Consider the following 21209-nt stretch of genomic DNA (forward strand, 5'->3'; position numbering starts at 1 on the left):
TGGAACAGCTTTTTCATTTTTTATGATTCTGGAATAATTGTAACGCCGATTGTTCGAATAGGAGAGTCTTGTTTAGCACTTTGATTCGTAGCTTTGTAGTATTTTAACATTAAATCGTTCAATTCATTTTGGAAGTTAATAAAGCTTTCATCATCAAGCTTTAGTTCTAAAAGGGAAAAGGTTGAACCATCCTCTGCGCAGTCTCTTTCTTCTAATTTATTAAGATAGTTTTGATATTGAGTCATAAGGGATAATTGATAATAAGAAAAATAATTCACCTTTTTCTCATTAGAAGATTTTTTCCATTCTTCCCCGCTAAGTCGCGCTTCTTCTTCATTTAAAACATAGTATTTTTCGGAAACGGATCTCACCTTTTTCTCTTTTACAATGCGAATGACCCCTGAATCCAACAGAACCTGTATATGTCTATATAATGTTGCTTGGGGTACATCTTTAATGACTTTTAACATTTCCAATGGTGTTAAGCCATTTTCCCTGTTTCTCATTAAAGCTTGGGTAATCTTTATTCTTACAGGATGCATTAAAATTTCAGCTTTATTAATCATCTTATTCTCCTCACATTGGAAATTATAACTGGATAAGTTTCAATCAATTTTAATGTTGACCATGAATAATAAGTTTAATTCATCATATATTGTAATGTTTGAATCATTTTCATTTATAAAAATGACACGGTTTGAAAAATAATAATACAGAAATATTTTTTCGAAGTAAATAATAAGCCTTTTCAAATAAGTGTAAAAAAATAATGTCTTCATGAAAAAAATTTAATAAATAACACTATATTTTTATTATTATTCATTGTGATAATATTATCATTATAAATAACAATAAAAACTAAAACAATATTTTATTAAAGAAAAAAATAGGTGCAAAATTCCATTTTTCATGTTATCATTATCGATAATGATAATAATATTTCGTTTTCAAAGGAGTGGTATATATGGAATTGCATTATGGGTGGAACGAATTGAAAGATATTGATTTCATGTCTATTCTGCCGATTATTTTACCGGTAATTGCTATTGGAATGATTTTAGTGCTTATAGCATTAATTGATTTATACAGAAATCGAAAGACGAGGAAAAATGTTTTATTGTGGACACTCATCATTATTTTTGCAAATACTATCGGTCCAATTCTGTACTTCGTTATTGGTAGAAAGGACAGTGAAAGAATATGAAATTAGAGATTAAAAATGTTACAAAAAAATTCAAAGAAAAAACAGCGGTCAATAATTTTTCAATGGAACTGCAATCAGGGGAATGTGTTGGATTGATAGGGCCAAATGGGGCTGGTAAATCGACACTAATAAAAGTGATTTCAGATATTATAGATCCAAGTATGGGAGAAGTATTGCTTGATGGTAAGAAAATTTCAAAAATGAAAAAGGAAATAGGCTATTTACCACAATACCCAAACTTCTTTCAATGGATGACTGCCAAAGAAACCCTCACTTTCATGGGGCAGCTCTCAGGTATCAAGAGGGAAGAATTATTAAGCGGCATTCCAGAGATATTGTCGAAAGTGGGGTTGAGCGGGGAAGAGAATTCCAAGGTGCGGACTTTTTCTGGCGGAATGAAACAAAGGCTTGGAATTGCACAGGCGCTGTTACATAAACCAGCATTGATTGTCATGGATGAACCGGTTTCTGCATTGGATCCAATCGGCCGGAGAGAAGTGTTAAATATAATAAAAGAAATAAAGAAAGATACGACAATTTTATTATCGACACATATATTAAGCGATGCAGAAGAAATATGTGAGAGATTTGTCATTATAAAGAGTGGGGAAAAAATTGAAGATACAACAATGTCAGAATTACTAAACAGGAATAGCGGAAACAAAATTAATGTCGACATAACCTCTAAAAGTCAAAAATGGATTGAAAACGTTAAAAGCTTGAACTTTGTAAAAAGTGTAGAGGTAATGGGAAATAAATTGAAGATAGAAGTGGAAAATATTGAGTCAAACAAGAATATGTTACTGGCGAATGCGCTGGAGCATAATGTTGATCTTGTAAGGTTCGAAATAGATAACGATACATTGGAAGAGATATTTTTAAAATTGGTGGTAGAAGAATGAATAATTTTACCGTTTTAGCGAAAAAGGAATTTGTTCAGATGGTACGTGAATTTAAAGTGATTTGGCTTCCACTTGCATTTATTTTTTTAGGGATAACTCAACCGGTTGTAAGCTATTATTTACCTTCAATATTAGAAGCTCTGGGTGGGGGCCAAGGTATCACCATTGATCCAAGCATGGCTGCCCAAACAGGCGGCGAAGTTCTTGCTAGTACATTAGGGTCTCAATTTGATCAGCTCGGAGTCATGATCATCATCGTTTCCATGATGGGGGTCGTACAATCTGATAAAGCAAATGGGATGCTGGCTTTCATTCTTACAAGGCCCGTGACGGTTGTATCTTATATAAGTGGGAAAATCATTTCCAATTATCTGTTTGTTGCCTGCAGTGTAGCATTAGGATACTTGGTTTCATATCTGTATGCAGTTTTTTTGTTTACGAGTGTTGATTTTGTGAATTTAATAGTGGCTTTGTTGTTCTATCTGCTGTGGATTTTATTTATCGTTTCATTCACGACGATGATCAGTACCATTTTTAATAGTCAGGGCATCATTGCATTAATTTCGATAGTATTTCTTCTCGGCTGCAGAATGATAGTTGGTTTAAGCCCGGTTATAGATAATGTGAATCCAGCAAGCATGAGTAAATATGCGATGGAAGTATTGATTTTAGGTACCGTCAATACACAGGCGATTTGGGGTGCATTAGCGGCACTTGAATTGACGGCACTAACGATATTGGTAACGAACATATGGATTTCAAAAAAGAAATTCCATAACGAATAAGTTAGGGTATGAAAGAAAAATATATCGACGAAATCTACAGTTATATCTCCGAAAATAAAAATATATCGACGAAATCTACAGTTATATCGACGATTGAAATGAAAAAGGACTGATTTTTAATTCAGTCCTTTTTAAATATGGGAATGTGGAAATTTCAATCCGTTCCGTGAGTCCATACATATCGGACAGAATCATTAAATGAGAAACATCGCGACTATCGTAGTGACTGTTAAACCAATGGTTACCGGCAGCAAATTCCTTCGAGCAAGTTCAAAGGGACTGACGTTACAGATTGCAGCGGCTGGTATCAGTGCCCATGGAATCAGGGTACCTCCGCCGACCCAAATCGCGGTTATTTGCCCAAGTGCGGTCAATGTGGCGGTTCCGCTTCCGATTGCCGTTCCAAATAGTTTGGCGACCGATCCGGCTAAAGAAATGCCTGAGAATCCCGATCCATCCAATCCAGTGATGGCACCAATTCCCGTTAATGTGACAGCGGCTATTTCTTTCGTTAAAGGAACGGAGGCCGCTAATGCGGCACCGAGGTCATTGACGATGCCGAGGGATGTTTTTGGTAAATAGTCCCCGATGATCTGATTGAATCCAGAATCACCTAAATAGAAGAATGCAGCGATTGGTATGACTGGTCCGAATACTTTGAAGCCAAATTGAAAACCCTGAATTAAATAGGCCGTTGATTTTTCAAGTCCTTGTTGTTTATGTGCGGCAAGGGATAAAATCAGCAAAATGAAAACGGCTGTACCGCCAACCAACGCCGTTGCATCTCCGCCTTGGAGCTTCAAAATCGACAATGCCACAACATCCAACAGAAAGGCGATCGGAATGAAAACGGCAAAAAACTTCTTTTGTCCCAGTGTGAGCAGATCTTCACTGATTGTTTGATCTTGGACGATTCCCTCATTATCCGCCGCCTTGATTCTTCCAAGTTTCATATCCCGCTTTAAAAGGAGAAAGGCGGAAAGGGTGGTAACGACCCCCATTGTAATGACAAGGGGAATACTCGCGGCGATGACATCACCGACTGGTATTGAAGCGGCATCCGCAGTTAGTTTAGGTGCAGCTTGAATGATGAAGTCCCCTGATAATGCTATTCCGTGACCAAAAAGGTTCATCGCCATCGCCACGCCTAACGCAGGTAAACCAGCCCGTAATGCAACAGGGAGCAAAACAGCCCCGAGTAAGGCAACGGCCGGTGATGGCCAGAAAAACCAGGATATGATCATCATGACGATCCCGATTACCCAAAAGGCAAGTGTAGGATTTTTAATGAATTTAGCAAACGGTGCAATCATGACATCATTAATGCCGGACTTCGTTAAAACCGTGCTCATGGCAACTATGATGGAAATGATTAATATCGTGGACATTAATTCCGTGATTGCGAAAATGAAGCTGTTGAATATCCCGCTTATGGAGGATGCTAAACTGCCTGTAGCCACTAAAGCCAAAAGGAAAATACCAATTATGCAGATGAGGGTAGTATCACGACGTTTTACCATAAACCCGATTATCAATGCAATGAATATAACATAAATCCAATGGAGTGCCGTTAATTCCATCTCCATGATCCGTCCCCCTCATATATATGCCTAGTTACAGATTATGAAGGAGGTACGGGGTGGTGAGTTGTTTCATAAATTTAAAGGCTTATCTTTTTTTTAGATGTCACGATCATTCGCGGAATCTACTAAAATAAAAGAGGACGGAATAAAACCGTTCCTCTTTTATTTGTCATCAGATAAGTTGATTATTGACTAGAAAAAGCTTGAAAAGGAGCAAAGCGTACTCAACAGTCATATCTTCTTCTTTTATATGATATTCTCCCACTATAAGACCGAACTCTCCGGATTTCTGGTAATTCTCCTCGTCTATTTGTAAGTTGTGAAAAATTTCCAAGAAACATCCACCACCACCCGAACCCTCTAATATGTAGGATTAAGATTCTAGTTGAAAGGGGCTTTTAGTTTTCTAATCTACATTTTTGTATTGTTGTTTTTCGATACAAAACAAAATACGGCTATTAATAATAGGATGACTGGAAAAATAAAAAAGCTTCCATTATATTTTATTGAATGATCGACTTTTAAACCATACAAATAAATGAATAGTATAAAAGAAACAGACAATGCTATAGTGCCAGTTAAAAATTTCATAAGAATACTCCTTTTGTACCAATTTGTATTTAAAAAAATGTATACTTGGATTATACAGAATATTATGGAAAAAGGGGAGGGTGTTAAAAATGATAATTAATAACCGAAAGTTTTACTTCCAACTTCTTAGTATTTTGAGTCTGTTTATTTTATTGATTAGTTCTGCGAATTTATCCAAGGTTACAGCAGACTCTGAAGAAGATTCTAATGTTGAATTAGAAGGAGCGAATGTAGAAACTAACAGTGGACACTCCGTACAACTTAACAAAAGATGATGGGACATTAATTTTTTTTGATACAGAAGAAGATTACAGTGAATATTTAAATTTTAAGAATCAAAATATCGTTTCTAGGTGCGCAACATGTAATAAAACTACAACAACAACAATTACTACTAATACAACAAGAGAAAAATGGGTAAACTACCACCCTCTAACAAATGCTTGGGTTAAAGCAAGTAGTTATACTATTTCCCGTGGAAAATCTTATACTATTTCTGGTTCTTATAGTTATGGTGGGTTTAATGTGGGCGTTAGCATATCACATAACACTTCAGTTTCTGCAACAATCTCAACTAATTCAAAAAAATATAGTAGATTAGGTGTATGGTCAGATATTACTTTCAAGAGATTTAAACACGTAGTAAAAAATCCTACTGGAAAGATTATAAATACTTATTATTCAAATACTGCACATGGTGTAGGTGCTCCTTATATAAAAGTTAAATATAAATAAGATATAATCAATTAAGTTTAATCTACTTTAAATTCTAGAGATGCACTTTAATTGAAAAGATTCTTTTGCATGCAATCCCCACGCCCAAGCCAGTTAAACCGGCCCGTAAAACAACGGGAAGAGAGAACAGGCCAAAGTGAGTTGTTTCATGAATTTAAACGCTTATCTTCTTTATTTTCAACATTACTTCAAGTATTCTTAATTTGAATAGTAACTACTGTAAATGAGGGATAAGCCGTGAAGGAAATATATAGTGATGTCATACAATTTCGGGGTACACATTATGAGTTTGGATACATGCAAGGGGAGGAATTAAAAGATTCACTAACGGTAAAAAATCGTGAAGATCAGTGGAAGATCCGGCAGCCTCGGTTTACGGTTGAAGAGGAAGAGGTCAAGAAGGCGATTACACAATTTGCCCCTGGAGTTTGGGAGGAATTACTGGGGTTGCAAGATGCGCTTAAATGGCCAATTGAACGCGTGTTGCAGGAGTTCGGGGGATACCGTTTGGATTATGTTCGGTCGGGGTGCTCCATCATGACAGGCGATGATTATCTGATTCGCAATTATGATTACCATCCAAAGACATATGAAGGGCGCTATGTCTTATTCCAGCCAAGCGATCGAGGGTATTCAAGCATCGGCCCGAGTCAGCGAGGGACTGGCCGGATGGATGGAATGAACGAAAAAGGTTTGGTGATAGGCTATAACTTCATGAATCGCAAGAACCCTGGTGATGGGTTCATTTGTTGCATGATTGGCAGGCTGATTGTTGAATCTTGTGCGAACGTTCAGGAAGCGGTCGCGATGTTGAAGGAAATCCCGCATCGTCATTCTTTCACTTACGTCGTCTATGATAAAAGCGGAAGTACCTATATTGTGGAAACCTCTCCGAGAAATGTAGAGGTGCGCACGTCAAATGCCTGTACCAATCATTTTGAAATCATGAAACATGAAAATCGTAACCATCTTATCGATTCGAAACGCCGATTGGAAATTATACAAGATCATGAAGGGAACCTTTCATCTGCCTACGATGCTTATAGGTTGTTTAATGATACCAATCAAGGCGTCTTCTCGGATTTATATAGCAGCTGGGCGGGAACGATTCATACATCCGCTTATTTACCTAAGGAGATGAAAACCTGGATCGCTTTGGGTGGGAACCAGGAGCCGACTTCAATAGATTTTGCGAAATGGCTCGAAGGGGAAGATGTTGAGTTAGAACGAATCAAAGGTGTAATTGATACGGATATTCCCTTCGTGCACATGGATGAGGGAGCGAATTGGTTTCGGAATTGAACGTCTTTAAGTAAAGTTGAACCCCTTACGTTGTTAACAGGCCCAATCCTTGGATTGGGCTTTTGCAAGTTTAATTTTAGGAAACGGTTCCTGGTACTATTTATTAGTGGATCTTCCAGTAATATAATATGATAGAGTAACATATTTTGGATTGGGGACAAGAAGCTGGAAGTCTGTTTGTGTGTCGTTCTTGTACAATGAATGAATAAGGGGATGAGCGAATGTTTTCGACAGCTATTGGTTGGTTTCGGTTTATTACAATAATTGAGGGAATTTCATATGTTCTATTGCTTGCCATTGGTATGCCCATTAAGTACATATTGGATATTGGGGAAGCAACACTCATTTTGGGCAGCATCCATGGTTTCTTATTTGTCGTGTTTGGGCTTTTACTGCTCTATGTGAGCATTATATCAAAATGGTCCTTTTTAAAAATGGCGTTGATCTTCATCGTTTCATTCATCCCGTTTGGGAATTTTGTAATCGATCGCAGGCTATTGAAGCAAAGTTAAATGATAAGGGGCATGCTCTAATATCGTAATTATTAAGTCCTTTGATGGTGTTTGAAAAATTCATAATGAAAAAACGTCTTCTTTTCAAAAGAAGGCGTTTTTTTATGGATTTAAGCTTGCTGTAAGGTTGGCATAACCATGCTGTAAGGATGGGCATGTAAAGTATAAGTATCAACAAAATTAAGAGGTGAAACAAATGGAACCATTATTAAAAGTGGATAATATAAAAAAAACTTATGGTAAATCAAGTGCTGCCTACACAGCGTTGGAAAATATATCTTTTGATATTCATGCAGGAGAGTTTGTAGGGATCATGGGACCTTCTGGGGCAGGGAAATCGACGTTGCTTAATATGTTAGCAACTATTGACTCGCCAACTGAAGGGGAAATTTATATGAATGATACGAGCATTCACGATATGAAGGGAGCTGACTTAACAGATTTCAGACGTGATAATCTCGGTTTCATCTTCCAGGATTACAATTTGCTCGACTCTTTGACTGTGAAGGAAAATATATTATTACCACTGGCGATTGCGAAAATTCCAGCGAAAGAAATTACTATCTTAGTGAATCGCATTGCAAAAGTATTTGGGATTGAGGATTTATTAGCTAAATATCCATACCAAATTTCCGGTGGCCAGAAGCAAAGAACAGCTGCAGCCAGAGCACTGGTGACAGAGCCGGCACTGATCCTGGCAGATGAGCCAACAGGTGCACTTGACTCAAAATCTGCGACAGGTCTGCTCGAAAGTTTAAGTGAACTGAATGAAAATAATAATTCCACCATTATGATGGTGACGCATGATGCTTATGCCGCAAGCTTCTGCAGGCGCATTATTTTCATCAAGGATGGTACGCTTTCAACAGAAATTTACCGTCGTGGCAAAACACGTAAAGCTTTCTTCCAAGAGATTTTGGATGTCCTTGCAACAATTGGAGGTGAGGTAGATGACGTTATTTAGTCTAGCGAGAAAAAATATTGCACGAAACCTCTCCCAATATTTTTTATATATCGCATCGATGGTTTTTAGCATTATCATCTACTTCACATTTGTAACATTAAAATATAGCGACACAGTTGCAGAACAAACGGCTTCATCACAAAAATTAGGTTCATTAATGAGTGGTGCGGCAGTCATCCTGATTTTCTTCGTTGCCATTTTCATTGCCTATTCAAATTCATTCTTTATGAAAAAACGTAAAAAAGAAGTGGCATTATATGCATTGCTTGGCGTACGTAATCGTCAAATTGGTTTTATGCTCTTCTTTGAAAACCTATTGCTTGGTTTGGTTTCATTAGTTGTCGGGATTTTCCTTGGATTCCTTTGTTCAAAAGGATTCATGACGATTTTGATTTATTTAATGGGCTATGATGTCATAGCACCATTTACTTTTTCGGGATCTGCAGCATTGAACACCTCAATCGTATTTCTTATTATTTTCTTGGTGACATCATTCCAGGGTTATCGTTTAATTTATCAATTTAAACTAATTGATCTATTCCATGCATCGAAAAAAGGGGAAGCAGCCCCGAAGCCATCAATGATTGTAGCCATTCTGGGAATTTTCCTGATTGTCATGGGTTATTGGTTGGCGATGCAAGATCTTTTTACTTCTAAAGTGTGGGAAAAGGTCGGGTTTTTAATGACAGCACTCATTATATTGACAACAGTTATTGTCGGTACGTTTCTCTTGTTTCATAGCGTGACAGGCTTTGTGCTAGCCGTGATTAAGAAAAATGAAAAATGGCTATGGAAAGGCCTTCATTTAATGACGATCTCGCAACTGCTGTATCGCATTCGGGGTAATGCACGTACATTGACCGTAATTGCGGTGTTAAGTGCTACAACGGTAACGGCCGGCGGTGCGGTTTATGGTCTTTATTACAATGCAAATGACCAAGTTATGACCGTTGATCCGAATACCTTCATGTATCAGCTATCGGATGCAAAAAGCGATCAACAAGTGAGCGCTGTATTGTCAGATACAAAGTATGATGAAAATATTGAAGCGCTATCTGTCACATTTAATACGAAAGAATTAAACATGCCATCAGCATTCGATAGCTCTGATAAAAGGATTTACACGGTTATCGACGAAAAAACATATAACAAATTAGCGGAAGTTCAAGGCAAGGAAGCACTGCTTGTGAATAATGACAATGCAGTCATTTTGGATATTGGATATGACAAAAGGTTCTCACCTATATATAAGGACAAGACCATCACGACAGAAAACAACACGGCAATCACATTCCAAAGTTTTAAGACACAAACAGTTTTAAATGCCGGAACAGCAGGCATTGCAGTGGTAGTATCGAATGATCAATTTAAATCATTGCAAAAAGAAGGGGAATCCCTAAAATATCGTGTTATCGGTGTTGAACAAGCTTCCAAGGATTTATCAGAAAAAATTGCAAAACAATTACCTGAAGAAGCGCTATTTTCCAGTGCCCCTCAAGATTTCCAAACAAGTATCGAGGGTGTGGGCTCATTGCTCTTTATCGGAAGTTTTCTTGGTCTGGTTTTTTTAGCTGCAACAGGCAGTATCATTTACTTTAAAGTTCTAACTGAAGCAGAGGAAGATAAATCTCAATACAATATGCTTCATAAAATGGGCGTTAACGCAAAAGAAATGCGGAAATCCATTGCATCACAAGTATTCGTAATCTTTTTCGTACCACTGGCAGTGGGGTTATTACACAGTGCAGTTGCTTTAAAAGCCTTCTCGGGCTTATTGATGATGGAGCTGGCAAAACCTGTGTTGATCTGGATGATTGCTTATACGGTTATCTACGGTCTGTATTATTTCTTAACGGTAGCTTCCTATAATCGTATTATCACACAAAATAATAAAACAGAAGGATGATCGAGATGAAGAAATTTCTTATGGTAATTGGTATTTTATTTATACTGGGAGCGGCAGGAGTCTTCGCGCTTACTAAAATAGACTTAAACCGTATGAATGCCGATAATTATTATTTGCAAATTATAGAGGATGGGGTAAAACATGAAACCAAACTTGATGATGGTTCAGTGATGACCTACTATTCTTATAAACTGGACGCAAAGAATGCAGATGGTGAAACAATACCACTAGAATTCACGGCACAAAAAAATCTTCGGAAAGATGCTTACTTGAAGATGTACGTGAAAAATGGTGATGAAGTTTCGTCATATGATGAAGTGAAATTTGAGGAAATTCCAAAAAAGGCACAAACAAAATAAATAGGGAAGTAGGGCTGTCTCCAATAAGTAAGAGGAGTACAGCCCTTTTCCTGTTAAGTAATATGTGCATTATAAAAGGATGGTAATGGTGGTTCCCTTATTTTCAACGCTAGTCAAATCAAGTTTTCCATTATGAGCCAGAATGATGTCTCTTGCAATGGCCATACCTAGTCCAGTCCCATGTGTACTGGCAGTATTCGTACCTCGATAATAGCGTTCAAAAACCTGTTCTAAATCTTCGGAGGGAATACCGCGGCCATTATCGGTAATGGTAATTTTGGTATGAAGTTCCGATTCTAGACGAATATCATCAATTTGTATTTGCACAATGACATTTTCCTCATTGTGCACGAGTGCGTTGTAGATAAAGTTAAAAATCGCCCGCTTCAGTAATTTTTTATCCACTTTATGTTTTGCCATGTCCACATTTGCCTCAAATTCAACCTGTCGATCACCAAGTTGTGAATCATTTAAAAGCTCGATCGTCATTTCCCGAATAAACCCCACGATTTCTACATCTTCAAATTGCAAGGGGAGTCTTTGATTCCGCAAACGCATCGTTAAATTTAGGTCATCTAACAAATCTTTCATATAAGTGGACTGTCTATTAATAATGGATGAAAACTCATACAATTCCTGTGGTGTTAAATCTGTGGCGTTGTCTTTCATCAATTCTGTATACCCATGGATGGAAGCAAGTGGTGTCTTCATGTCATGTGAAACATTGCTAATCCATTCCTCACGCATTTTGTCGAGAAGATCACGTTCTTTCTCATACTGATCTAGCTTTACAGACAGTTCATTCATATTGTGAAATACATCTTCATAAACGCCTTTTGGTATGCTCATCTTTTTAAAACGTCTTTCACGAAGCTGCTGAATTCCTTCTATTAAAGTGTTAAGTGGTGTCGTTAATCTTTTACCAAATAATAGTCCAATGACTAGGGCAATAATGATATCCACGGTTAAAAACAGTAAAAGTATGATGTTGATGTAATTTAAAATGTGAACATAATTATAGGACAGTACATATCGGCCTATTCCTCGATCTTTAACCCCTACAAAATAGCTGAAATCATGAGCTTCGCCGGCAAAAACAGTCGTCTCTGCATCAATTTCTTTATACTTATACATTTGGACGATTTCAACAGGGGAATATACGGTTGGCAATTTTTGAGGTGTGTAATAGGCTGCGACTTGTTCACCCTTATCATTCAAAAATTGTATCCAGGCGTTTGTGTTCCGCAGTTTTTCCAGTCCTTCTTCATTTACCATTGGTTTGCCATCTATTAGCTCTACATATTGTGAAAAAGATCGGCTAAAGTTTTCCGCAGATTCCTCTTCCGTGTCGAAATGAACAAAGAGTAAGCTTAAGAGTAAAATTGTATTTACAATCCCTACGATTACAACTATTGTCACAACGGATCCTAAAAAGCGCCGTGTCAATTTCCACTTCATCTTGTTTCACCCCTTGGTTTGTAATTTATAACCAAGCCCTTTAACGGTTATTAAAAACAAAGGCTTTGAAGGATCCACCTCGATTTTTTCGCGTAAACGGCGAATATGTACCATCACTGTATTATCAGAGCCAAAGAAATCATCACCCCACACATGTTCAAACAAAGTCTCCTTGCTCAAGATCTGATTCGGGTGATGCATAAAACAGCTCATCAGCCCGATTTCTTTAGCTGTGAGCTCGATTGTGTTGCCATCCTTTTTCACTTCATTTTCATTGGCACTAAGCTCAAAAGGACCAACTTGTAATTTTTTCGGAGCCGCTTTGTCCTCTGAAAAGCCAGCACGTCTCAGCTGTGCCTTTACTCGATAGGCAACTTCTTTCGGACTGAAAGGTTTGGTAATATAATCATCCCCGCCTATTGCCAATCCTAAAAGCTTATCAATTTCCTCATCCTTTGCGGACAAAAATAAAATCGGAACATTGGACACTTCACGAATTTGCTTGCATAAATCATATCCTTCACCATCTGGAAGCATAATATCTAGCAAGACTAGTGCAGGATTGAATTCCTGAAACTTTGCCCATCCATCGGCAATCGTCCCTGCCGTAATAATATTTTGAATACCTTCCTTATGTAAAACTGTCTCCATGAGACGTGCTAAATCTTCTTCATCGTCAATAATTAAAATACACTGACCATTTGACATTCTTCTACCTCCCAAACATCAATCATACCCTACAGTATAGAGTACCCTTCAGCAAAAAATAAGGGAAAGTGAAAGATATTTCTTATAAGTAATGAATTTTGGCATCCATTCCATAAGTTTCACGAAACACGTAAATGAAAATGTACTGTAAGGATCAGGGACCCCGATGCCTGATCTCTATTTAGTTTAGGAGGTTTCTTTTCATTTGGGGAGAAAGAAGATGGCTCTTCATACTGATTTGGTAAAGGTTGTATGATAAACTGTTTAAAGTATTGCTAGGCAGTTCATGCTAAGTATTATGATTCAGGACGTCGTTCCTGTACTTTAAAACAAAAACTTTCTAAAAAATGTACTCAACGAATGTGGAAGAATAAAAGGAGAAAAAAATAATGGAAACAAAAAAGGTGTTACCCGTTCTTTTTTTAGTGATGTTTTTAGTCATGGTCGGATTTGGGATCATCATTCCCGTCATTCCGTTCCTCGCTGAAAAGGTTGGCGGCAGTCCTACTGAGCTTGGTCTTTTAATGGCTGTTTATTCGTTAATGCAATTATTTTTTGCCCCGATGTGGGGACGTATATCTGATCGGATAGGACGTAAGCCTGTCATGATAATCGGGATTGCTGGATTGGCCCTTTCATTTTTCATCATGGCCTCGGCAGATTCTTTATGGGTATTATTTGTAGCCAGGATCGTTGGCGGGATTTTGTCATCGGCAAACATGCCAACCGCAATGGCGTATGTGGCTGATATCACGACGCCGGAAGATCGGGGAAAAGGGATGGGAATCATCGGTGCTGCTACAGGGCTAGGGTTCATCTTTGGTCCGGCGATTGGTGGGATATTCTCCAAATCAAGTTTGAATTTACCTTTTTACATTGCTGGAATTTCCTCTTTGATCACACTAATCTTAGTGATTGCGATACTGAAGGAATCACATACGGTTGAAAAGAGGGCCCAACAGTCTAAAAATAAAGAGTCCATGTGGACAGCCTTTAAAGGGCCACTTACCACCATGTTCATCCTACAATTGATCGTCACGCTTTCAATGGCGGGACTCGAAACGACTTTTGCCTATTTTGCAGCAAAAAAAGCTGATATCACTCTTGTTCAATTAGGCTATATCTTTATGATCATGGGATTTGGCAGTGCGATTGTTCAAGGTGGATTAGTGGGTAGGATGACTAAGAAATACGGGGAAGGCGCGGTTATCCGAGTAGGAATCATCGTATCGGCAGTTGGTTTCATTCTCATCCTGTTTTCTACCGGTTTCTGGACATCTGCGGTCTTCCTAACGATTTTTGGAGTGGGTAATGGGTTCATCCGACCTGCAATTTCGGCCTTGCTGACCAAAAGTTCCATGTCGGGGCATGGAAGTGTCACTGGACTGCTTTCTTCCTTCGACTCGTTCGGCAGGATTGCAGGCCCTCCGATAGGCGGTTGGTTATTTTCGATTTCAATAGATTTGCCATTTATATCTGGAGCGATCCTTTCCGTTTTTGCTTTGATTCTTTTTCAGCTTTACCATGCAAGGACAAGGACTAAACAGGTCCAAGCCTCTCATTAATCTAATGAAAAAAACCCCCCATTTTTCAAAAAATGGGGGGCAGGGACGGTGCTTGAAAAAGCATCGTTTTTTATTGGATCATATTGAGGAACTTGCGTGTACGTGCTTCTTTAGGGTTTGTGAAAATTTGTTCGGGTGTTCCCCGTTCCATTATTTTTCCTTCATCCATGAAAATGACTTCGTCGGCGACCTCACGGGCGAAACGCATTTCATGGGTTACTACGATCATTGTCATGCCTTCTTCTTTCGCCAGGTCTTTCATCACCTGTAACACGTCTCCAACTAGTTCAGGATCTAGAGCGGAAGTGGGTTCATCGAATAGCATGACCTTAGGTTCCATGGCCAGCGCCCTTGCAATGCCGACTCGTTGCTGCTGTCCGCCGGACAATTGAAAAGGATAAAAATCGATTTTTTCACCTAAGCCCACTTTTGTAAGCAGGGCAGCAGCCGTTTCTTTCGCTTCATGTTTGGCTATATTTTTTACGATGATGGGGCCTTCCATTACATTTTCCACAGCTGTCTTGTGGGGGAAGAGATTATAGCTTTGGAAAACCATCCCTGTCAAGCCGCGAAAAGATGTAATCGATTTTTTTCTAACGGTTTTTTTGAAGTCCATTACGGTTTGATCGATTTCAATCGTCCCGTCCGTTGGCACCTCAAGGAGATTCAAACACCGAAGAAAGGTTGTTTTACCTGAACCCGAAGGACCGATCAATACAATGACTTTACCTTGCTCCACTTCCAAATCGATGCCCTTTAAAACTTCAAGGTCACCAAACGATTTATGAAGATTCTTAATGTTGATCATTTTAAAATCCCCTTTAACTACTACTGCGGTTCTTATTTTGCTACATAACGATTGAGTCTGTCTTCTAAACTTCCTTGAATGAAGGATAAAATGGTACACAAAATCCAATATAAAGCAGCCGCTTCCATGTAAAGTAGTAGAAATTCATAGTTTTTTGCAGCGATCTCCTGAGCTTTACGGAATAATTCCGTTACAAGAATGAGTGATGCAAGCGATGTATCTTTTAAAAGGCTAATGAACGTGTTTGATAATGGGGGAACGGATACACGCGCTGCTTGCGGCAAGACAATCCGCTTTAAAGCTTGGGTATATGACATCCCGATCGAATAGCCCGCTTCCCATTGTCCTTTAGGTATGGATAAAATGGCCGCTCTTATAATTTCAGAAGCGTATGCTCCAACACTTAATGAGAATCCGATAATAGCCGATATAAAAGGACTGATGGTTACACCTAAATTTGGAAGTCCATAGAAAATGATAAATAATTGCACAAGTAATGGTGTCCCGCGGATGATTGACACATATACTCGCGCAATTATTTGAAAGATCCTAATGGAAGATAATCTAGCTAATGCTGTGAGTACAGCGAGAATAAGGCCGAGAACAAATGAAATTAGCGTTAGTGGAATTGTATATTGAATAGCTCCCTCTATCATCGGATAGAGGGAGGTTTGAGCGATGGAAACAAGCTGGTCCATACGCTCGGGGTCGGTGAAAATATTACTTAGGAGAAACATCTTCACCAAACCATTTATCCGAGATTTTTGCGTACGTGCCGTCGTCTTTCATTGCTTTTAATGCTTTGTTTACTTCTTCCACTAATTTGCCGCTGTCTTTTCTGAACATTAAACCACTGGCGACTCCGCTTTCTTCCTCATCAGCGACTTTGATAGGTGCATCAGGGTGTTGCTTTTTATAATCAAGGTACGACAATTTGTCATTGATCGTCGCATCTACACGTTTAGAACCAATAAGCTGTACAGATTGAGAAAATCCTTCAATACCGGTAACTTCAGCACCATGTGATTTAGCTAGATCATTGTAGTTACTCGTTAAAGATTGTGCAGAGGTCTTACCTTTCAAATCATCAAAGGATTTAATATCCGAATTGTCTTTGTGTACAAGCAATACGGCTCCGGATTGAATATATGGGTCAGAGAAATCATATTTTTTTTGACGGTCTTCATCGATGCCCACTTGGTTTGCGATCATATCAAAACGTTTAGCATCCAATCCTGCAAACATGCCGTCCCATTGTGTTTCCTTGAATTCAGCTTTCACTCCAAGGCGTTTTGCCACTTCTTTAGCAATTTCAACATCAAACCCCGTTAGTTTATCTGAATCATCGTGGAATGTGAAAGGAGGGTATGTACCTTCTGTTCCAACTGTTAATACGCCATCGTTTTTAACTTTATCATATAGATTTTCTTGTGAAGAAGATTTATTGTCGGTATCGTTTGCCTCATTTTTTGTATTGGTACCACAAGCGGTAAGTACAACCGTGAAAGCTAACAATATCGATAAAAGTGCAACCATTTTTTTCATTTGGGTAAACCTCCTAGTAATCTGATAGGGATTGATACTCTGTGATACTATACAAGAAAAGGAAAAAAGTCAATGAAAATAACTTATATGATTAGTGTTAATGAAACTTGGTGAATTATACGGATTTTCACGCATTGAAGTGAAATAATACTAAAAGAAAGATAATCGTTATCCGAGGAAGGATTTTAAAGAAAGGGAAGGGATCATTAAGAATCTAAGGGGACAAAAAGCCCCTCATCCACGTCGATTATTAACTAAGTGGATGAGAGGCTTTTTTTGGACCGTCCAGAACTATTGCAGAATATTAATTAACTTAGTGTTTATCATGATTTTTATCCTCTACGCTGACGAAAATAGGGTTCGAATAGAACCAAAGGTCTTTATAGTTACGTTTGTTTATTTCTGAAAAACGCGTTTCGTTATCCTCGATTTCAGTCTTTGTATCAATCAGCGGTTCACCGTCAATCGTTTCTCCAGAGACATTTACCCCTAGATTCGTCCCTCGCAAACGGAAATATTGATCCTTATTCGCTTTGACTTTGTAAGTGATGGCATGAAAACCGTCGCCATCGGTTTTCCAGTCTTTACTTGTAAAGCGTTTAACCACTTTTGTCGTATCATTGGTAGCTTTATTATAAGCAGGTGTTCCAGGCATTGCTTTTCCAGTTACTTCCCCGGAAATTAAATCCACGTGATCCACCTTAACGGGGTCCCCGTTGTTGTTCTTTTTGGGGCTCTTAAATCGGATGGTAATCTTGACCTTCTGTCCTTCCTTCACTTTAAGTTCCCCGCCCATATCTGCCTTGTTGTTTCCGTTTTCAGCTTGGAAATCAAGGGCATCGATCAAGTCACCAAAAACGGAGAAGGATTTTCCAGATCGCATTCCATTAAGGACGGATTGCATCGATGAACCATTTACCCATGTGTAATTTTTCGAATATTCTCCTGGCCAGTAACCGCTGGAGTATAGCCGGTTTTCACTGATTTCAAAATGGGAGTCCGAATTGGAAAAGGTCCAGAACTTACGACCTTCCCCAAGAAGCGCATCCCATGCCCCTCCTACCTTAGCAAGCATGTAATCGGAACCGCCATAGGTCCGATTTTCGGGTGTTGTCAGATTTAAACCGCCTCTATCTGGCTCCATCTGGTTACCTGGCATACCTTCAAATCCGAACATGACATTCGGGGCGATATTGTTGAAGTCGCGAAAATCAGATATGTTGTACACCTTTTTTCTTGATGGGTGGTTCAATATGGCATAACTTGTATTCTTATAATTTTTCTCAAGCCATACCAATGCTGTTCGAGCATCCCCGGGTGTCTTATTGGCTCTTTGATCCTGTGCTTTCCAGACGTCTACATCCACAGGATCAAACATCTTTTCATCCTGGTTGGTGAACAGATATTCAAATTGATTGCCAGCTTTCAGACTTTTAGGTGATCCCGGCTGATCTCCCAAAATGCCTATGCCGACGTGCTCGTATTTGGGCATGTCCCATTCAAAGCCTGAAAAGATGACTTTATTTTTAAATTTTCCCTCTTTTTGAAGTTGTTCCATTTTCGGGGCTTGATATTGAATGATTCCCTGAGATAGCGGTATCGGCCCGCCCGGAATCAAATTTCCCTCATCATCCCTTGAAGACATCCTCAAGTGGTCGGAAATTCCCATCCAATCCATGCCGTACTTTTCAAATGCGTTATTTAGCAAGCTTTCAAGGCTCTGTGATCCCTCGGCATCATCTGACTGAGTGGTATGGGCATGATATTCGCCCTTTATCCATCTGCCTCCAGGTTGATTGTCTTCTGGATCTTTTGCAGCAACCGCGGGAAGACCTTGAAAAAGGATGGCTATGCTTACAACCGATACTGTGAATGCCCTGAACTTATTAATCATCTTTCCGACATCTCCTAATATTGAAATAATATTGAACAAGCTAATTTTATTGTAAAAATATTAAGAACTCGTTTGGGGGGAGTATGGTTTTTGTAAATGGAATGATCGGTTCTGATTCCATTCTGTATTTTGGGAGGTTGAAAGTGATAGAAGGGGCTGGAAACAAAAAAGGCTGTAGAGAAAATATTCCTTCTCTACAACCTGCAACGACTATTTTGCCGTAAATATTATTTAGCTTCGAGTAAATTGATATGATCTACAGTTTGATCTTCACCGACAATGAATTGTAGTTCATAATTTCCTGTCTTGTAAATATAGTTGATTTCATTCGTTCTGGAAATATGGCGTATTTCGTCAGCGCTGCCGAGTTGTTTCCCTATAACTTTAGGTGTGATGTTTCCTAGATTATGGTCCCGTTCTACATTTGTCCCAAAATATCGGATTTGTGAGATGGTCTTGTCATCGTTATAGGCAAATGCAAATCCTGGGTGTCCCATCTCTGCATGGTAATAGTCAAATGTTTCATCAGTGTTACCTGGTTCTGGGGGGGAACCAAATTTCTCATATACTTCTTTTTGGGTGTTTTCACTAATTTTCAAACCCTTGGCAGTATAAGGCATCTCTCCTGAAAAAGCTTTGTTGTAGATTTCATGTAAGGTGGTAAGAGCGTGTTCCTTAGCTATGCCAGAAGTGGAATCCATAGTGGAAGCAGCCTCAATCGGTTCTGTTGAAAATGAAGCACCCGCCCCTAAAAGAGTACTGGTTAGAATAACCGCGCTAACCATTCTGACCGCTGGTTTTTTAGATAACATTTCTTATCCCTCCTATATCATTTATTTTCCACAATTTCCTAATCGTGAAACATTCTCTTGGTGATCTATTGGATTGTTTGATTATGGTGTAGCATCAGGGAATTTATAAGTTGCATCTGCTTCCGGTTTTCCAACTTTCTCAATCACTTGTTCAACAAGTGGCTCTAAGATTTGACTCTCATGTTTATTTCCAGGTGTTACTATCTTTTCCGATATAAAACTTTTGCGGTCTGCGGCACCAGTTGATTTAAAGTAATCATTTCAATTTGATCTCGCTGATTAGAATCATGTTTAGCAAGCATCCTCATCACCTCAAGTTCAAATAATTCTATTTTAAAACAATAAAGACTTTAGGCAAAAGGGTTCTATCTAAAAGTTAAAACTAAGTAAATTGGAGCGGAAGGTGCGAGACTCCTGCGGGAAAAGCGCGTCCAGGGGGAGACCCCGCAGGCGCAAAGGCGCCGAGGAGGCTCCCGAGTGCCTGGAGCGGAAATCAACGTCCAAATTGTACAAGCAATAAAAAAACTGTAGGCAAACTCGATTTTCATTGAGTTTGCCTACAGTCTGGGTGCTTCACCATGTGAAACACCCTTTGAAGATGATGCTGTTAATCCCAAACACTAATTCTAGGAACTCCAGCAGTTCTTAAATAGTCCAATAATTGACCAGTATGTACAGACTCATGATAAGCGATTCTTAGCAACATGTCTCCTAAATCCCTGATATATCCTACATTAGAGCGATCAATTTTAATATTGGATAAGTCGTCTTCGCTAAAGGATACTATTGTTTCCAAAAAATCACGCCTGTAAGGTTCGGCAAAGTTTAATTCCGCTTCTACAGAGATAAGTGGCTGTTTTTCAAATGGTGATTCGTAAACTGGTAAGCTACCTTGATTTTTAATAGATAAATGATAGTAATGCTCACTATCAAGGACATGTCTAACCATTTCTAAACAGCTCATTGCCTTGTCGTCTGGTTTCCAATGGAGTGTGTCTTTAGGTATTGAAGTCCATAGTTTAATGTTTCTTCTTCTAACCTCTTCCATATTTAAGATGATTAGTTCTATCGATTTCATAATTATCTCCCCTTTAAGCAGGTATACAATCACTATACACGAATGAGCGCTGAAGATATGGGGTGATTTTGAAAATATAGAAAAAAATTTACATTCTGTTGAGGTATAAAATCATTGCGTATTTCTTCTAATATGTGCAGCACCGCTCCTGTTTTATTCAATGAAGATAATCGTATGATATGGTTAACCAGCTTTTACTGGTTGACCTTTTTAATGTGAACTCAAATATCAAGACAAGGTAAGACATACGGGCGGATGGTTTCATTCTATTGAATTGTACGTGACTACATGTAGAAAAGGGCAGTTCAATGAAGCATCCTAGAGAGGGTCAGATCATGATAGGGTATTAAATGGTCGAAGAGACTACAGGGAAAATGCCTATGAATCCATGTAGAATTTACAGGCGATTTCTTTCCGTAGTTTTTCATTGCAGGGAATAACAAAAGATTCATATATTCGGGGTAATCCTCTATTCCTTATTAGTACCAGACAGAGAAT

The 21209-nt window shown here is 38.7% G+C and carries 21 protein-coding genes; 10 read left to right on the top strand and 11 right to left on the bottom strand.

Annotated elements, in window-relative coordinates; all coding sequences use genetic code 11:
• Window positions 1-20 precede the first annotated feature (20 nt).
• Complete coding sequence (locus ABIE66_RS03415; RefSeq protein ID WP_289323706.1) at window positions 21-566, bottom strand: helix-turn-helix domain-containing protein; 546 nt, start codon at window positions 564-566, stop codon at window positions 21-23.
• A gap of 398 nt (window positions 567-964) precedes the next feature.
• On the opposite strand from ABIE66_RS03415, the gene ABIE66_RS03420 reads away from it, so the two are divergent.
• From ABIE66_RS03420 to ABIE66_RS03430, 3 genes are read left to right on the top strand one after another with little or no spacing between them, the layout of a single operon-like run.
• Complete coding sequence (locus tag ABIE66_RS03420; RefSeq protein WP_034305547.1) at window positions 965-1204, top strand: PLD nuclease N-terminal domain-containing protein; 240 nt, start codon at window positions 965-967, stop codon at window positions 1202-1204.
• Complete coding sequence (locus ABIE66_RS03425) at window positions 1201-2106, top strand: ABC transporter ATP-binding protein (protein WP_370013862.1); 906 nt, start codon at window positions 1201-1203, stop codon at window positions 2104-2106. The genes ABIE66_RS03420 and ABIE66_RS03425 overlap by 4 nt, the downstream gene beginning before the upstream one ends.
• On the top strand, window positions 2103-2891 hold the full coding sequence (locus tag ABIE66_RS03430) for an ABC transporter permease (RefSeq protein ID WP_289323708.1): 789 nt from the start codon (window positions 2103-2105) through the stop codon (window positions 2889-2891). Before ABIE66_RS03425 ends, ABIE66_RS03430 begins: the two co-directional genes overlap by 4 nt.
• A gap of 194 nt (window positions 2892-3085) precedes the next feature.
• On the opposite strand, the gene ABIE66_RS03435 is transcribed toward ABIE66_RS03430, so the two are convergent.
• Together ABIE66_RS03435 and ABIE66_RS03440 are read right to left on the bottom strand one after the other, a co-directional pair.
• Window positions 3086-4477: a hypothetical protein gene (locus ABIE66_RS03435; protein WP_370013863.1), complete on the bottom strand. Its 1392-nt coding sequence runs from the start codon at window positions 4475-4477 to the stop codon at window positions 3086-3088.
• A 169-nt stretch (window positions 4478-4646) separates the two neighbouring features.
• Complete coding sequence (locus ABIE66_RS03440) at window positions 4647-4808, bottom strand: hypothetical protein (RefSeq protein WP_370013864.1); 162 nt, start codon at window positions 4806-4808, stop codon at window positions 4647-4649.
• Window positions 4809-5308: 500 nt separating this feature from the next.
• Between ABIE66_RS03440 and ABIE66_RS03445 the strand changes: the two genes are divergently transcribed.
• From ABIE66_RS03445 to ABIE66_RS03470, 6 genes are all read left to right on the top strand, one after another.
• The gene (locus tag ABIE66_RS03445) at window positions 5309-5800 is read left to right on the top strand and encodes a hypothetical protein (RefSeq protein WP_370013865.1); all 492 of its coding nucleotides are present in this window, start codon (window positions 5309-5311) and stop codon (window positions 5798-5800) included.
• 237 nt (window positions 5801-6037) lie between these two features.
• A complete protein-coding gene (locus ABIE66_RS03450) occupies window positions 6038-7102 on the top strand; it encodes a C45 family autoproteolytic acyltransferase/hydrolase (RefSeq protein WP_370013866.1) in 1065 nt (354 codons plus the stop codon).
• A 221-nt stretch (window positions 7103-7323) separates the two neighbouring features.
• Window positions 7324-7614 (top strand): DUF3817 domain-containing protein, encoded by a 291-nt coding sequence (locus tag ABIE66_RS03455; protein WP_289317979.1) that lies wholly within the window; start codon window positions 7324-7326, stop codon window positions 7612-7614.
• Between the two features lie 196 nt (window positions 7615-7810).
• Window positions 7811-8578 (top strand): ABC transporter ATP-binding protein, encoded by a 768-nt coding sequence (locus ABIE66_RS03460; protein ID WP_289323712.1) that lies wholly within the window; start codon window positions 7811-7813, stop codon window positions 8576-8578.
• The gene (locus ABIE66_RS03465) at window positions 8565-10484 is read left to right on the top strand and encodes an ABC transporter permease (protein ID WP_370013867.1); all 1920 of its coding nucleotides are present in this window, start codon (window positions 8565-8567) and stop codon (window positions 10482-10484) included. Before ABIE66_RS03460 ends, ABIE66_RS03465 begins: the two co-directional genes overlap by 14 nt.
• 5 nt (window positions 10485-10489) lie before the next feature.
• Window positions 10490-10843 (top strand): YxeA family protein, encoded by a 354-nt coding sequence (locus ABIE66_RS03470; RefSeq protein ID WP_370013868.1) that lies wholly within the window; start codon window positions 10490-10492, stop codon window positions 10841-10843.
• A 69-nt stretch (window positions 10844-10912) separates the two neighbouring features.
• Here ABIE66_RS03470 and ABIE66_RS03475 read toward each other — a convergent pair whose 3' ends face one another.
• Together ABIE66_RS03475 and ABIE66_RS03480 are read right to left on the bottom strand one after the other, a co-directional pair.
• Window positions 10913-12301, bottom strand: coding sequence for a sensor histidine kinase (locus ABIE66_RS03475; protein ID WP_370013869.1), 1389 nt, complete (start codon window positions 12299-12301; stop codon window positions 10913-10915).
• A gap of 6 nt (window positions 12302-12307) precedes the next feature.
• Window positions 12308-13009: a response regulator transcription factor gene (locus ABIE66_RS03480; RefSeq protein WP_370013870.1), complete on the bottom strand. Its 702-nt coding sequence runs from the start codon at window positions 13007-13009 to the stop codon at window positions 12308-12310.
• Between the two features lie 389 nt (window positions 13010-13398).
• Here ABIE66_RS03480 and ABIE66_RS03485 point away from each other — a divergent pair, with 389 nt between their 5' ends.
• Complete coding sequence (locus ABIE66_RS03485; protein ID WP_289323717.1) at window positions 13399-14574, top strand: MFS transporter; 1176 nt, start codon at window positions 13399-13401, stop codon at window positions 14572-14574.
• Window positions 14575-14644: 70 nt separating this feature from the next.
• Here the strand turns inward: ABIE66_RS03485 and ABIE66_RS03490 are convergent, their stop codons facing one another.
• The 6 genes from ABIE66_RS03490 to ABIE66_RS03515 form a co-directional block, all read right to left on the bottom strand.
• Window positions 14645-15382: an amino acid ABC transporter ATP-binding protein gene (locus ABIE66_RS03490; RefSeq protein ID WP_289323718.1), complete on the bottom strand. Its 738-nt coding sequence runs from the start codon at window positions 15380-15382 to the stop codon at window positions 14645-14647.
• Between the two features lie 32 nt (window positions 15383-15414).
• A complete protein-coding gene (locus ABIE66_RS03495) occupies window positions 15415-16119 on the bottom strand; it encodes an amino acid ABC transporter permease (protein WP_289317971.1) in 705 nt (234 codons plus the stop codon).
• Window positions 16103-16927, bottom strand: a complete 825-nt coding sequence (locus ABIE66_RS03500; RefSeq protein WP_370013871.1) for an amino acid ABC transporter substrate-binding protein — start codon at window positions 16925-16927, stop codon at window positions 16103-16105. The genes ABIE66_RS03495 and ABIE66_RS03500 overlap by 17 nt, the downstream gene beginning before the upstream one ends.
• A gap of 313 nt (window positions 16928-17240) precedes the next feature.
• Entirely contained in the window at window positions 17241-18821 is a 1581-nt protein-coding gene (locus ABIE66_RS03505) for an S-layer protein (RefSeq protein WP_370013872.1), read from the bottom strand.
• A 227-nt stretch (window positions 18822-19048) separates the two neighbouring features.
• Window positions 19049-19633 carry a YjgB family protein gene (locus ABIE66_RS03510; protein WP_289323721.1) on the bottom strand — a complete coding sequence of 195 codons (585 nt, stop codon included), beginning with the start codon at window positions 19631-19633 and terminating at the stop codon, window positions 19049-19051.
• 607 nt (window positions 19634-20240) lie between these two features.
• The gene (locus tag ABIE66_RS03515; RefSeq protein WP_289323722.1) at window positions 20241-20711 is read right to left on the bottom strand and encodes a DinB family protein; all 471 of its coding nucleotides are present in this window, start codon (window positions 20709-20711) and stop codon (window positions 20241-20243) included.
• Window positions 20712-21209: the final 498 nt, after the last annotated feature.

It is taken from the genome of Peribacillus sp. B2I2, from assembly GCF_041261685.1.
In the GTDB taxonomy this organism is placed as follows: domain Bacteria; phylum Bacillota; class Bacilli; order Bacillales; family DSM-1321; genus Peribacillus.